Origin of the sequence: Tunturiibacter gelidiferens (assembly GCF_013410115.1) — a bacterium.
GTDB classification, from domain to species: Bacteria; Acidobacteriota; Terriglobia; order Terriglobales; family Acidobacteriaceae; genus Edaphobacter; species Edaphobacter gelidiferens.
This window is the reverse complement of sequence record NZ_JACCCV010000001.1, coordinates 697,134-710,096: the sequence shown is the minus strand read 5'-3', so window position 1 is coordinate 710,096 and position 12,963 is coordinate 697,134. Positions and strand designations below refer to the sequence as shown.

The following is a 12,963-nucleotide window of genomic DNA, read 5'->3' as shown; positions in this document are numbered from 1 at the left end:
TGAGTGCGAACCGTAAGGCCTCAGACAGACGGTAAACACCGTTTCGCCTGAATAACGCCTATGAGATGGACCTCTCTGGGCGACCCCTGACAACCCGCCCCAAAATTCTTGTCAAGCCCCCTCCGCGCGAAAACCCGCGTCAACACTGAACAATCGCGTGGCGTATCAGTTATCGCCGGCCCGGTATAATAACTACAGAGCAAATAAATAGGCCCCGGGAGCTGCCGGGGCCTTCCTATTTGCAATCAATAATTTACCGCTAACTCTTTTGGTATGAAGTATTTGCGAATAACCCTTTTGGCATGAGGAATTTACAATTTGTCAAAAAATGTAAACCGCTGAAAATAATAAACTTACACGCAAATACCCCCCGGGGGGTACAAGACTAGGAGGACCGCAGCGCAGCTTCAATACCGGAGTTCACATCGGCCTGAGCAAACTCTGCCGCCACGCGAACGCCGTTCATGATCGCCTTCTCGTTCGACGATCCGTGCCCAACGATGCATACCCCGCGCACTCCCAGCAGCACCGCGCCGCCGTACTCCGAGTAGTCCAGCCTCTTCTTGAACTCGGCGAAGGCCTTTCGCGAGAGGAGTGCTCCCACCTGCGAGGTCACGGTAGACTTCAACGATTCGCGCAGCGACGCGCTCAGCAGCTGCGCCGTTCCTTCAATCGCCTTCAACGCAACGTTACCCACAAACCCGTCGCAGACCGCCACATCGCTATGCCCGTTGAACAGATCACGGCCTTCGACATTACCTTTGAAGTTGATTCCGGTCAGCGCACGAAGCAGCGGCAGAGTATCGCGAGTCAGGGCGTTGCCCTTCAGATCCTCTTCCCCGATCGAAAGAAGGCCGATGCGCGGGTTATGGATCTTCAGGATCGTCTTGGCGTACATGTGGCCCATGACCGCAAACTGGACCAGGTTGTCGGGATCGCAGTCCACGTTCGCGCCCACATCCAGAAGCAGCGAAGGGATGCGATGTACGGTTGGCAAAATCTGGGCCAGCGCTGGACGGTCGACGCCGGAAAGCATCCCCAGAACCATCTTCGCCGTAGCCATCGCCGCGCCAGTGTTGCCCGCAGTAAAGAACCCCGCGGCACGTCCCTCGCGGACCATCTTCAGGCCCACCCGCATGGTGGAATCGCGCTTGGACCGGACCGCTTGAGCGGCCTTGTCGTCCATCGTGATCCACTCGCTGGCGGGCACAATAAACACCGGCAGACGCTGCCCACGCAACGCCTGCCGCAGAATCGGCCGCAGCCTGTCCTCCGGCCCAACCAGATGAACGCGCACGTCGAACTGACGCGCAGCAAGTACGGCCCCGCGAACCTCTGGCTCGGGGGCCTTGTCGGAACCCATTGCGTCTACAACGATGTCAGTCGGCATCAGCAGGGAAGAGCAGGGTGTGAGGTGAAGATATTAGTTGGCTTCTTTGGTCACGAGAACGTCGCGGCCCTTGTACGTGCCGCACTTGCGGCAGGCACGATGGGGAAGCTTGCGCTCGTGGCAGTTGGGGCACTCCGAGAGGCCGGTGGGGGTCAAAAAGTCGTGGCTGCGGCGCTTGGCAGTCCGTTGCTTGGAGTGGCGCCGTTTTGGATTAGGCATTGCAGTATCCCTTTCAATCGGCCGCGGCAATCACGTAAAAAACACGCAGTCGACGAGGCAAAAACTTGATTAGTGCTTCAACTCGAGCTTGTCGGCCAGATTCCCCAAACCCGCAAGCGCATTCCAACGCGGATCAGCCGGAGCCTCATCGCAGGAGCATTTCGCTTGATTCAGATTCTGACCACAGCGCGGGCAAAGCCCTTTGCAGTCTGCCGTGCAGAGGGTACGACTTGGCAGGGAAAGTAACACCTGCTCGCGCACCACATCCTCCAGCAAAAGACCGCTCTCTTGATAATACCCGATTTCGGTCTCATCCGCAGTAATAGAACGCTCCCCGGCATCCGCATCGGCGGATTCGGGACGAAAGATCAGGTCAAAAGCGCCCGAAAGCGGCACTTTGACCGGGTCGACGCACCGGGCACAAAGGATTTCGAAGTCCGCACTGTAGTTGGCCCGCAGCCGGATGTCGTTCACATGCGAACTGGAGCTGCGATGCTCGATCAACAGGTCCGCGACGCCGTGGACCGGCAGCGGGCCCACCTGCCGGATGTCGGAGGCATAGTCCAACACCCCTGGAGCTATGACTTCATTGAATTCAAGGGGTTCATCTACGAGTTGGAGCGGAGTAATCAGCACATTGTTAAGGGTAGCAGGTTCCCGCCACAGATCAAATAGCCTGCCCGTCGCGCCTCAAAGGCTATCAGAAGCTTATGTCCTACCGGACAGGCCCACGCGCAGTGGACCCGTCCGGCAGGACATCGATTCTAGGCAGCTCTTCGCCGTCGCCCGCTTAATAGATAGATCGCCGCCCGCAACTCCAGCAGAGGATCGTCTGACGGTTCGATTCCCTCCACCCGAGGTATCGGATCGAAGATGATCTGCTTCTGCTCGTGAGCGTTATCCTCCACCAGCGCGGTCAAAGCGAAGCTGCCGAGTTCAAGTACCTTTCGATCTTCCGGCCAATGAATCGTCGCATCGTCTACCACATCGCCGTCGTTCGCAAGCTGTACCAGAATCTTGAACTTGATCGGCCCTTTTCCAACTCGCTCCACGATCTCGTCCACCAAATAGTTAGCGCTCTTTGCAGCAGTTGCAGCATCATCCAGATGATCGTTCCCAGCCTCTGGAACAATCCGATAGCGCCCAAACCGGCCAACGCCGTCCTTATTCGTGAACTTCATCGCGGTCGCACCAAAGTAGCTCTCGCGCGCGAAGCTCGAGGGCGCAGGCTTCGGAGCTTGCACAAACGCCAACGCCTTCGGATGCGAACCGAGAAACGCCTCCAGCGGAGAACCTGCCAGATTCTTGGGGTCGCTCGTAGCCAACGCCGTCAGCAACTCCAGAAATTCCTGCCCCGTCCTCGTTGGAAAGCCATCCGTCGAATGAGAGACGATATCGGTATGAATGTGCTCGGCGAGGTTGAATCGGATCGCAAATCCGCGGGGATTCGCATTAGGATCGTTGTCCGGCACCAGCGGAATCCCTGTGGAGTCTGAGAATCGCACCGTCACAGGGGTGGACTCCCGCGTGATGTGCGGAGCTTTGGTAAGTGTGGCCGCTTCGGCAGAAGGCGTAAATGTCCCGGTCAGCATAATGCCCTTGGCATGGGCGGGTCGAAAGCCCGGGTTCAATCCGAAGATCGCGTCGAACTGCTGCAGCAGTTGCTGGCTCAATGCGATGATCTTTTCGTCAGTAGGAAGTGGCATTGTTATTTCTCCTCATCACAATCTACCGAACTCTGATTCAACTTAAGTTACAACCGACTCTTCCCTCTGCCAATTTGTTCGCGCAAGAGGCAACAGGTCTGCCGCTGCGGAACAAAGAAAAAGTTCGCATCTTCACCGCCCCCCTACTACGTCCAATACAGATGAGCAAGAAGTGGCAAGCAGCAGACATTCCGTCGCTCTCAGAAAAACGGGTTCTGATCACCGGGGCAAACAGCGGTATCGGCTATCATACGGCTCTAAAGCTCGCTCGCAAGGGTGCTCACATCATCTTTGGGTGCCGTGATCAGAGACGAGGCGAAGCAGCCCTTGCCCGCATGGAAGCGGATTCGCCGGGCTTGCGCACCGAGCTCGCAATCCTTGACCTCGCTTCCCTTACTTCCATCCATCATTTTGCCGCAGCGGAGGTCGCGCAACATCGCCCGCTGCACCTGCTTATCAACAACGCCGGCGTTATGGCTCCGCCCCGGCGCATGGAGACAACCGATGGCTTCGAGCTTCAATTCGGTACCAACGTTCTTGGCCATTTCGCGCTTACCGGACTTCTGATACCCGCGCTTCAGCAGGCTGCCGCCGCATCTTCTGCTGACGCAGCCGGAAGACCTCGCGTTGTGACTATCGCCTCGATTGCGCATAAACGAGGACGCATAGACTTCGGCGATTTGCAATCTACGCGAAACTACTCTCCTATGGGCGCTTATCAGCAATCGAAGCTCGCCAATCTCCTGGTCGCCTTCGAACTTGACCGACGCCTGCGTGCCGAAAATTCGCGCATCATGAGCGTGGCTGCGCACCCGGGAGTTGCAAATACTAATCTTTTCCAGTCAGGCGAATATTCCGCAGCTGAAAAGAGCCTTCGTGCCTTTCTGGGACATGCCATTGGCATTGCTCTCAATACAGACTCCGAAGGCGCTCTCCCGACGCTTTATGCGTCAACAGCTCTTGAGATAAAAGACGGTGGATACTATGGCCCGCAGGGTTTCCAGGAGATGCGTGGTGAAGAAGTTGGGCCGGCAAAGATCGCTGCTCACGCAAACGACACTGTCGCTGCAACTCGCCTGTGGCAGATCTGCGAAAAACTGACAGGAGTGAAGTTCTTCAGAGATGTAGCTGCTGTCGCCTCGTGAGACTTATAGGGATCTCATTAGAGAAAAATAACGGTCTGCTTTAGTCTGAAATCAGACACGCTACATCAGGGAAATTTGATGTACAGGCTGGTGTAGTTGTCACGTTCGATGTTCGTCCTCAGTGCGCTACGTTTGCCGACTCCATCACGATAATGGCGAGAAGCTCGTAACCGTAATGTCTGCGCCTTTCACTTCGTCAAGTTTGTCGCCGGAGTAGCCGCAACCTGCGCGCTTCTACCCGGAGCCGTCGGCGAGGGTCGTCTATACGTCAGAGAGTGGGGTTCACTAGTAACTTGCTGAGATGAAATGAAGAATTAATGGTCGGGACGACTAGATTCGAACTAGCGACCTCACCCACCCCAAGGGTGCGCTCTACCAGGCTGAGCCACGTCCCGACTATGGTTTGCGCGTCAGCCCAAGCGGGGAGACGGCGGGGTATGCTGCAGTCCTAAGTGTACACGACTGGTCCACCTTTTGCCGTTCTCCGGCAATCAGCTACGTCGTCGGCGCCACAAACTCCTTCGGCAATGAACCACCCTCGCCAAAGAAAAACTCGTTCATCTGTTCGACAAGAAATTCCTGCGCCTCGCGCGTCCACGGCTGCAGGCGGTACTCGTTCAAAAGCATCTTCTGCCGCTCTACCCACTCGCCCCACGACTTTTTCGAGACATTCTTGAAGATCTTCTGGCCAAAGTCCGAATCGAACGGCGGCTCATCTAGCCCTTCCATCTCGGCCTTGAATCTCGTGTCGAACACCATGTGTGCCATTCTCTAAACTCCTTTTGGAATTTTTATTTTACGATGCCGTCCGAATTATTGCGCAGCCTCCAATAAATCTATGACTATCGCTTACGACATTTTGACTGTGACCGCAACAGCCATGATGTCAGGTAACGAGGTCGCCGTCGCAGCGTTTGTCCATCCCTAACTGGCAAGACTGAGTCGCAAAGCGCAGGCGGAAGCTGCAGCTTTCATAGCTGCAGCCCTCGAGAAAGTGATGCCATTCTTGTACGGCCTGGTGCTCGTACTCCTTATCGGTGCAGCATCCGAGCATCGTCCAATTTCACACGGTCCCGGAATGCTCATCGCATGAGCCGCATTTCCCTGGGCTGCGACCATCGTCTTCACCGTAACGATGCTTCCCTACGACGGTTGGCTCTAAGACCGCACGTTGGGATCTGATTCACAGCATACGGGTCGCAGGGTTAGTTATCTCCGTTCTCATGCTCCTCACAGGTCTATTCCAGAAAGCGCGTTAAGGCCGGCTCAAACCAATTGCCCCTGATTTGCGAAATACCAGAGCTATTTAACGCCGTTTGCCCTTCGATTTCTTATTTCGCTCCCGAGCCTCCGACTTCGTCTTGCCCTTCTTACCCGAACGGTTAGGGCTGGAGTGGGGCCGATCTGAGCTCGTATTGGCAGCGGTCTTTGATTTACGAGGCGATCGCGGAGCAGCCTCCTCTTCTCCCGGCAGCAAAGCGAACTGAAGTCGTCGCTGTTGACGATCAATGCGATCGAGGAGCACGTGTACCCGCTGCCCCATCTTGAACACGCGGCCATTTCGCGTCCCTACAATCTGCCGATCTGTGTCGCGAAACATGTAGCGATCGTCCTGCAGCGAGGTCAGAGGCACTAGCCCTTCGATGAAAAGGCTGTCCAATTCCACAAAGAAGCCGTACTTCGTGCACGAAAGAATGATTGCGTTGAAGTCTTCACCCACGCGGTCCTGCATGAACTTGATCTTCTTCCACTCGATCAGCTCACGCTCTGCATCATCGGCCCGCCGCTCTGACTGGCTGGACTCTGCAGCAATCGCACCGAGCTCAACCTCCGGTATCGGTCCTTCTAAAACCGACCGTTCAGGTTTCTCCGCGTGTCCTTTGCCGGCCCGTTTTTCTCCCCATGGCTGAGGAGAGTCGGATAAAATCGCCGATCCCTCGGTATTTGCACCGCTTTGAATGAGCTCCCGAAGCAACCGATGCACGATCAAATCCGGATAACGCCGGATCGGCGAAGTGAAATGCGTATAGCTTGGACTTGCGAGCGCAAAGTGCCCAACATTTTTTTCACTGTAGCGCGCTTGCTTCAACGACCGAAGCATGAGATAGGAGAGGATCCGCTCCTCTGCCTTTCCCCCAATCTTCGCAGTCAATTTCTGATACATCTGCGGCGTTACCGGAATCGACTCTGCCACCTCGTGCGTCTTGACCTGTTTATTAGTTCCGCGCGCATCACGGCGATCACCCTTCGTTTGAATCCGTTTCACGGGCAGACTGCTGAAGCCCAGAGAATAGCCGAACTGGCTCGCCGTCTCTTCAAAATCGACAATCCGCTTCGGGTCTGGAATCTCGTGAATGCGATACAGGCTCGCCACACCTTGCGATTCGATCCAAGTCGCAACGCATTCGTTTGCCGACAGCATAAACTCTTCAATCAATCGGTGCGCCCAACCACGCTGCGACCGAACGATCGCTTCCATGTTTCCATCTGGATCAAATTGAATCACAGGTTCGGGAAGATCGAAGTCGATCGATCCCCGGCGATGCCGTTTCGCATTCAGCTTTAGTGCCAACTCATACATCCGTTCGAACTCCGGGACCAGCTCGGCAAACTCCGCCCGCGTCTCGACATTGCCATCGATCACGCCCTGAATCTGTGTGTAGGTCATCCGTTTGGCGCTCCGAATGATTCCCTCGCACACCTCGTACCTCAACACCTCGCCGCGCCCGTCGATCTCCATTACGCAACTCAGGACCAGGCGATCCTCATCCGGTCGAAGACTGCACATCCCGCTTGAAAGCTGGGGCGGGAGCATTGGAATAGCACGATCTGGAAAATAGACAGAAGTCCCCCGCAGTCGAGCCTCGAGGTCAAGCGACGTTCCCGGTCTCACGTAATGACTGACATCTGCGATGTGAACCTGTAGCTCCCAGTTTCCATTCGGTAACGGGTTCACCAGCACCGCGTCGTCGAAGTCCCGTGCAGTCTCCCCATCGATCGTTACAATGTTCAGTCCACGAAAATCCCTGCGCCGCCCGATCTCATCCGTGCCCAACGTGACGACAATCTGTTCTGCAGACACTGTAGCTTCGGCGAGCACGTTTGCAGGAAATACATGCGGTAAATGATGTTTGCGAATGATGATTTCTACATCAACTCCGAAAGCATCCGGCGGCCCTAAAACCTCAATGATCCGCCCACGCGCCGGCCTTCCGGCGGTCGGAAAGTCGGTGATCTCGACGTCGACCGCTAGCCCTTCGAGTGGCCTGTGCGGGTCCAACTCTTGCGACCAGTGAGATTGTTGCGCCTCGGCTTCTTCGCCTAGAACACGGTGCGGTGTCCCCTCCGGCGTCGATCGAATCTCCGCTCCCGCGGGGATCAAAATCGCCTGCGTCATCCGTTCATCTAAAGGAGTAATGTAGTTTCCGTTGATCATGGGAGCGCTCTCCCAGGGACCTCCTCCGCGGTGCGTTCTCACATAGTGAAAGATTCCTACCACCGTAGGATTTCTTCGATTCAGCACCCGGGCAATCCGACCCGATCGCCGGCCATCTCGTCCCGGCGGCGCTTCATCCACCAGGACTTCATCGCCCTGCATCGCACCGTTTAACTCATTCGGCGGAATAAAGAGATCATCGCTACGATCCACACTCCCATTCGGCCGCACAAATCCATAACCATCGCGGTGGAGATCCAGTCTTCCCGCCAGTAGCCTGTCCCGCGTCGCACGATGCTCCACCGGCATCTCGAGGGCGCCGCGTTTCACACGCTTCGTCTTCTCCGGCGTTGCTGCTGGCAAGCTCCACTGCTCACTATCAACCTTCACCAACTCGCCTCGCGCCGTGATCCGCGCGAGCTGCTCTAACAACAACCGCCGCTCGCGTCCGCCACCCAATCCAAGTTCACGAATCAACTGCTTATACCCAGCGCGATGCCCGGGTGAGCGCTCAATTAGCCGCATCAACTCGCGATCAGTCTGTGGATAAGGAGTGTGTGCCATCGTCTCCGAGCATACAGCGAGCCACAGTCATCTTTCGCTTACTTCAATGTCGCCGTCAGTGATTTGGACATCTCCGCGGCCTGCTCCAGCGTGATCCCATCCGGCATCTGCATAAAATCCGTCTGCATCTCATCCTGCTGTTGACCGATGCTCTTAAAAAACAACACTTTGCCCTCGATGTGCACGTGCGTCTCAGTAATCTGCCACATCCCCGGCGTCACCTCTCTTCGTTCCACACGGAACGTCCCACCTCCGCGGAGCCGCCCCAGCAGTCCCCAACCAATCGTAACGTCCTGCGTCAGCTTTCCACTGATCGTAACGATCCGGTTCTGACCCTTATTCACCACAAGCTTCCCCGCCATCTGTCCCAGCACACGCCCCTGCATATCCGGCGGACTAAACTTTGGATTCGGCTCAAAGTTCAACGTGATGTTCTCTCCATCATCGCTCTGCATCTTCCAGGTGAAAGCATCCGGCAGCATCCGAAGCAGCTCTTCGGCATTTTTTCCATCCTGTTGCCCATCTTTTTTTTGCTTGGCCAGTTGAGCCGGATCGTGAATGAAAGTCTTTACTCGTTCATCTTCAACTCTGGCCTCCGCTTCACTCAACGGCCGTCCATTCCTGCCGATCAATCGTTTCACCGAACCGTGGCCAGTCTCGACAACAATCGAAACCTTATCGGTCCCATCGCTCTCTGCATCGCGATAACGCCAATGCGAGTGGTCGTTCAGGTCGGCATTCAACTCTGCCTGCATCGCAACCCGAACGATCTCTCTCGGTTCCTGCGCATGCATCGGCAACCAGCCCGCAGCCAAAAACCCCGCCAACACGACCAGCCGTACATAGACTTTCAAAATCTTCATAAGACCTACACCCTCTAAGATGCAGATTCTTCAATAACGTTAGCGCTTCTCGACTCTATCAAAAGGGTGATCAGTAGGCGTTGTTCATGGCAAAAACAAACACCCCTAAATTTGCTCCCCACTCATCTGCTAACTCACCCACTCCACCCGCACACTCTTCTTGCCCAATCGCAGCGCAGGTGACTCCCCCATAGCATCCCTTCCAACCGTCCTGCCCGAGATCTTCTCTCCATTCAAGCTCACCGCGTTCTCAGCCAGCTTCCGTGTCGCCTCGCCAGCCGAACTCGCCAGCCCAACCAGCACGAGCAACTTCGGCACGCGAACCTCCACCACACCGTCCATCGTGCTCATCAAACCTTCTTCAGCCAGCGACACCTTCACCACCGGCACATCCTCGCTCACACCGCGCTGCTGAAACATCTTCGCCCAGCTATCCGCGGCAGTATCAGCTTCTTCCTTCGAATGAAGGTCGCGAGTGATCGTCCACGCCAAGTTCTTTTTCGCCTGCATCGGGTGCACCACTCCGCCCGCAACATCCGTCTGCATCTGTGCAATCTCCGAGCCCCGCAGATCCGTCAGCAGCGTCCAGTACTTCCACATCAGTTCATCCGAAATCGACATTAACTTCCCATACATCTCCCACGCGGGTTCATGAATGCCGATCGCATTTCCGAGCGACTTCGACATCTTCTGCACCCCATCAAGACCCTCCATGATCGAGGTCATCAATACAACCTGCTGCGGCTGTCCGAAGTGCTTCTGCAGATCCCTACCACGCATGAGGTTGAACTTCTGATCTGTACCGCCCAACTCTACATCGCACTTCAGCGCCACAGAGTCGTAACCCTGCGCAATCGGATAGATAAGCTCATGCAACGCAATGGGCTGTTCCTCATTAAATCGCTTATGAAAGTCTTCGCGCTCCAGCATCTGCGACACCGTGAACTGCGCCATCAGCTTAACCATGTCGTAGTAGCTGAGCTTGTCCAGCCATTCAGAGTTGTACCGAACCTCGGTCTTCTCCGGATCGAGAATCTTGAACACTTGCTCTTTATAGGTCTCCGCATTAACCGCGATCTGCTCCGGCGTCAGCGGCTTGCGCGTTGCGTTGCGCCCGGTTGGATCGCCGATCAATGCAGTTGAATCGCCGATTAGAAAGATCACTGTGTGTCCCAGCGTCTGAAAGTGCTTTAACTTTCTCAGCAGGACGGTGTGCCCCAGGTGCAGATCTGGAGCAGTCGGGTCGAATCCTGCCTTGATCCGCATTGGTACCCCAGTTGCAATCGACTTAGTAATGCGCTCTTTCAGCGCCTCCAGCGGAACAATCTCCGCGGCACCTTTGGTGATCAGATCAAGCTGGTCTTCAAGCGAAGCGAATGTAGACATATTTTTAAGTATAAAGATCCCAGCGTCAGTCTGAAGGAGATCGAGCCATTCGTTCTCGAACTAAGTAGTTACGAACCTGGTTTATTTCGCTAAACCGATGCAGAAAAAAGACACAAAAAGAATAAATAATTTGCCACTCGTACGTTCTATCGGCGCCATGCGTGTAGCGAGTTCAAGTCGCGTTAGAAACGTACCTGCGGACAAACACTGAGTTAATCAATGATTACCTCTATCTATACGTTGAACTTGAAAAAAAGAATGTCACCATCTTTCACGATGTACTCTTTGCCTTCGGATCGCAGTAAACCCTTTTCCTTGACGGCTTGTTCGCTGCCATATTTGAAGAGGTCGTCGGAGGCGTAGCAGTCTGCCTTGATGAAGCCTTTTTCAAAATCGGAGTGGATGACGCCCGCTGCGCCAGGGGCTTTGGTGCCACGGCGGATAGTCCAGGCGCGAACCTCCTGCACACCGGCTGTGAAGTAGGTAATGAGGTCAAGCAGGCGATAGGCGGAGTGAATAAGGCGGTTGAGACCGGGCTCGGACAGCCCCATATCCTTGAGGAACTCTTCGCGCTCAGCAGGTTCTAACTGTGCAATCTCAGATTCGAGGGCACCGGAGATGCGCACAATCTGACTGCCTTCTTCTTCGGCGCGTTTCTCAACGGCAGCAGTGTAAGAGTTACCCGCAATGAGGCCTGATTCGTCAACATTCGCCACGTAGAGCTGAGGCTTCGCAGTGATCAGGAAAAGCTCGCGAGATAGGATCTTTTCTTCTTCAGTAAGCTCGGCTGTACGAGCGGGCTTGCCAGCATTGAGGGCTGCCAGAAGCTTCTGCAGCATGGCGTGCTCAGCCTTGATTTTGCCATCGCTCGATGCTTTAGCAGCGCGCTCAACTTTGGTGTTGCGCTTTTCGACAGTGTCGAGGTCGGCGAGCAGCAGTTCGGTGTTGATGATGTCAATGTCGTGCAGCGGATTGACACCGCCAGCCACATGGATGACCTCGGCATCGTCGAAGCAACGAACGACATGCGCTACGGCATCGGTCGCGCGGATGTGGCCTAGGAACTGGTTGCCGAGGCCTTCGCCCTTGGATGCACCCTCGACGAGGCCCGCGATATCGATGAACTCCATAGTCGTAGGAACAAGCGACTTGGGCTTGATAAGCTCGGAAATTTTGGCGAGCCGCTCATCGGGTACAGTCACAACGCCCGTGTTGGGGTCGATCGTGCAGAAAGGATAGTTGGCGGCTTGCGCCTTAGCTGAGGTAAGGGCGTTGAAGATCGTTGATTTTCCTACGTTGGGGAGACCAACGATTCCGCAGTTCAATGGCATTGTGCTGTTTCCTTGTTACGAAGCTTGTTCCGGCGTCGTGGGTTGTCTTTAACAGAATAGTTCATTCTTGGCTGCGGCCCAGGAAAGACGTAATTATCTCGGTCCGCTCGAAATGACAAGCAAGTGTCTGTTGGACTCTGTAATGATTCTGGTCGGTAAGCTTCTTATTTGCTTTCTCAGAAATGACAGAGCATTGACAAAAAAATGTGGACTCAACCATTGGACAGGTTAGCCTTGAAGTGCGAGGTGACAAAGATGCAGCAGATGCGTTCGATGTGCGTGGTCGCGGCGTTATTGGGTTCTGGCATGGCAATGGGTCAGACGCCGGCAGCTCCAGTTGGGCCGATTGGGCCCGCGGCTGAGGTACAGCGCGGGTATGCGGCTCAGAAAGGGAACATTCTAAAAGCCGCCGATAAGATGCCGGAGGGAGATTACCAGTTCAAGCCGACGCCAGAGGTACGAACCTATGCACGCGTCGTGAACCATGTCACCGAGGCACAGTTGCGTACATGCGGCGCTGTAAATCGGACGGCTGCGAGCGATCTTGCAAAGGTTCCTGCGGAGACTGCAGACAAAGCAGCCATCGTCGAAGCACTGAAGGCCTCGTTTGCCGAGTGCGATAAGGCGTTCGCTGCAGTAACGGATGCGAATCTGGGAGATATGTTTGAAGTGTTCAACGCGAAGCGGTCGCGCATCGGAATCATGTGGGGTACTGTGTCACATGACAACGAACAGTATGCGACGCTGGCGCTCTATTTGCGGTTGAAGGGACTGGTGCCACCGAGTAGCGAGAAATAATTCGCGCTTGTTGCCGTGCAGTTTTTAGATGAACAGACAGCAAGCGAATGCGTTCACGGAATACCCTGCTGCGTCTAAGGGTTTGAGAGTGACCGCTATTGAAGTATCTGGTCACGGCTCGCCAG

Annotated in this window: 11 protein-coding genes and 1 tRNA gene; 2 read left to right on the top strand and 10 right to left on the bottom strand. The window is 55.2% G+C overall.

Annotated elements, in window-relative coordinates; translation table 11 throughout:
• Positions 1-385: 385 nt before the first annotated feature.
• From plsX to HDF12_RS03005, 4 genes are all read right to left on the bottom strand, one after another.
• Entirely contained in the window at positions 386-1,390 is a 1,005-nt protein-coding gene (gene plsX / locus HDF12_RS03020) for a phosphate acyltransferase PlsX (RefSeq protein ID WP_179581148.1), read from the bottom strand.
• 33 nt (positions 1,391-1,423) lie between these two features.
• Positions 1,424-1,609, bottom strand: coding sequence for a 50S ribosomal protein L32 (gene rpmF / locus HDF12_RS03015; protein ID WP_179581146.1), 186 nt, complete (start codon positions 1,607-1,609; stop codon positions 1,424-1,426).
• Between the two features lie 69 nt (positions 1,610-1,678).
• A complete protein-coding gene (locus tag HDF12_RS03010; protein WP_353073087.1) occupies positions 1,679-2,179 on the bottom strand; it encodes a YceD family protein in 501 nt (166 codons plus the stop codon).
• Between the two features lie 194 nt (positions 2,180-2,373).
• On the bottom strand, positions 2,374-3,315 hold the full coding sequence (locus HDF12_RS03005; protein ID WP_179581142.1) for a catalase family peroxidase: 942 nt from the start codon (positions 3,313-3,315) through the stop codon (positions 2,374-2,376).
• A 161-nt stretch (positions 3,316-3,476) separates the two neighbouring features.
• On the opposite strand from HDF12_RS03005, the gene HDF12_RS03000 reads away from it, so the two are divergent.
• The gene (locus tag HDF12_RS03000; protein ID WP_179583295.1) at positions 3,477-4,460 is read left to right on the top strand and encodes an oxidoreductase; all 984 of its coding nucleotides are present in this window, start codon (positions 3,477-3,479) and stop codon (positions 4,458-4,460) included.
• A 318-nt stretch (positions 4,461-4,778) separates the two neighbouring features.
• Here the strand turns inward: HDF12_RS03000 and HDF12_RS02995 are convergent.
• The 6 genes from HDF12_RS02995 to ychF all read right to left on the bottom strand — a co-directional run bounded on the left by HDF12_RS02995 (position 4,779) and on the right by ychF (position 12,040).
• A tRNA-Pro gene (locus tag HDF12_RS02995) sits at positions 4,779-4,855 on the bottom strand.
• Between the two features lie 100 nt (positions 4,856-4,955).
• Entirely contained in the window at positions 4,956-5,228 is a 273-nt protein-coding gene (locus HDF12_RS02990) for an oxidative damage protection protein (RefSeq protein ID WP_179581140.1), read from the bottom strand.
• Positions 5,229-5,766: 538 nt separating this feature from the next.
• Entirely contained in the window at positions 5,767-8,460 is a 2,694-nt protein-coding gene (locus HDF12_RS02985; RefSeq protein ID WP_179581138.1) for a ribonuclease R family protein, read from the bottom strand.
• A gap of 38 nt (positions 8,461-8,498) precedes the next feature.
• On the bottom strand, positions 8,499-9,323 hold the full coding sequence (locus HDF12_RS02980; RefSeq protein ID WP_179581136.1) for a hypothetical protein: 825 nt from the start codon (positions 9,321-9,323) through the stop codon (positions 8,499-8,501).
• 129 nt (positions 9,324-9,452) lie between these two features.
• Positions 9,453-10,709: a tyrosine--tRNA ligase gene (tyrS, locus tag HDF12_RS02975; protein WP_179581134.1), complete on the bottom strand. Its 1,257-nt coding sequence runs from the start codon at positions 10,707-10,709 to the stop codon at positions 9,453-9,455.
• Positions 10,710-10,942: 233 nt separating this feature from the next.
• Positions 10,943-12,040: a redox-regulated ATPase YchF gene (ychF, locus tag HDF12_RS02970; RefSeq protein ID WP_179581132.1), complete on the bottom strand. Its 1,098-nt coding sequence runs from the start codon at positions 12,038-12,040 to the stop codon at positions 10,943-10,945.
• Positions 12,041-12,295: 255 nt separating this feature from the next.
• Between ychF and HDF12_RS02965 the strand changes: the two genes are divergently transcribed.
• Positions 12,296-12,838 (top strand): DinB family protein, encoded by a 543-nt coding sequence (locus HDF12_RS02965; protein ID WP_257025321.1) that lies wholly within the window; start codon positions 12,296-12,298, stop codon positions 12,836-12,838.
• Positions 12,839-12,963: the final 125 nt, after the last annotated feature.

Excerpts from the sequence above, each read along its gene's own strand:
- ychF (WP_179581132.1), bottom strand. The coding sequence starts at position 12,040 with ATGCCATTGAACTGCGGAATCGTTGGTCTCCCCAACGTAGGAAAATCA.
- HDF12_RS02990 (WP_179581140.1), bottom strand. The coding sequence starts at position 5,228 with ATGGCACACATGGTGTTCGACACGAGATTCAAGGCCGAGATGGAAGGG.
- tyrS (WP_179581134.1), bottom strand. The coding sequence starts at position 10,709 with ATGTCTACATTCGCTTCGCTTGAAGACCAGCTTGATCTGATCACCAAA.
- HDF12_RS03000 (WP_179583295.1), top strand. The coding sequence starts at position 3,477 with ATGAGCAAGAAGTGGCAAGCAGCAGACATTCCGTCGCTCTCAGAAAAA.
- plsX (WP_179581148.1), bottom strand. The coding sequence starts at position 1,390 with ATGCCGACTGACATCGTTGTAGACGCAATGGGTTCCGACAAGGCCCCC.
- HDF12_RS03005 (WP_179581142.1), bottom strand. The coding sequence starts at position 3,315 with ATGCCACTTCCTACTGACGAAAAGATCATCGCATTGAGCCAGCAACTG.
- HDF12_RS02980 (WP_179581136.1), bottom strand. The coding sequence starts at position 9,323 with ATGAAGATTTTGAAAGTCTATGTACGGCTGGTCGTGTTGGCGGGGTTT.
- rpmF (WP_179581146.1), bottom strand. The coding sequence starts at position 1,609 with ATGCCTAATCCAAAACGGCGCCACTCCAAGCAACGGACTGCCAAGCGC.
- HDF12_RS02965 (WP_257025321.1), top strand. The coding sequence starts at position 12,296 with ATGCAGCAGATGCGTTCGATGTGCGTGGTCGCGGCGTTATTGGGTTCT.
- HDF12_RS02985 (WP_179581138.1), bottom strand. The coding sequence starts at position 8,460 with ATGGCACACACTCCTTATCCACAGACTGATCGCGAGTTGATGCGGCTA.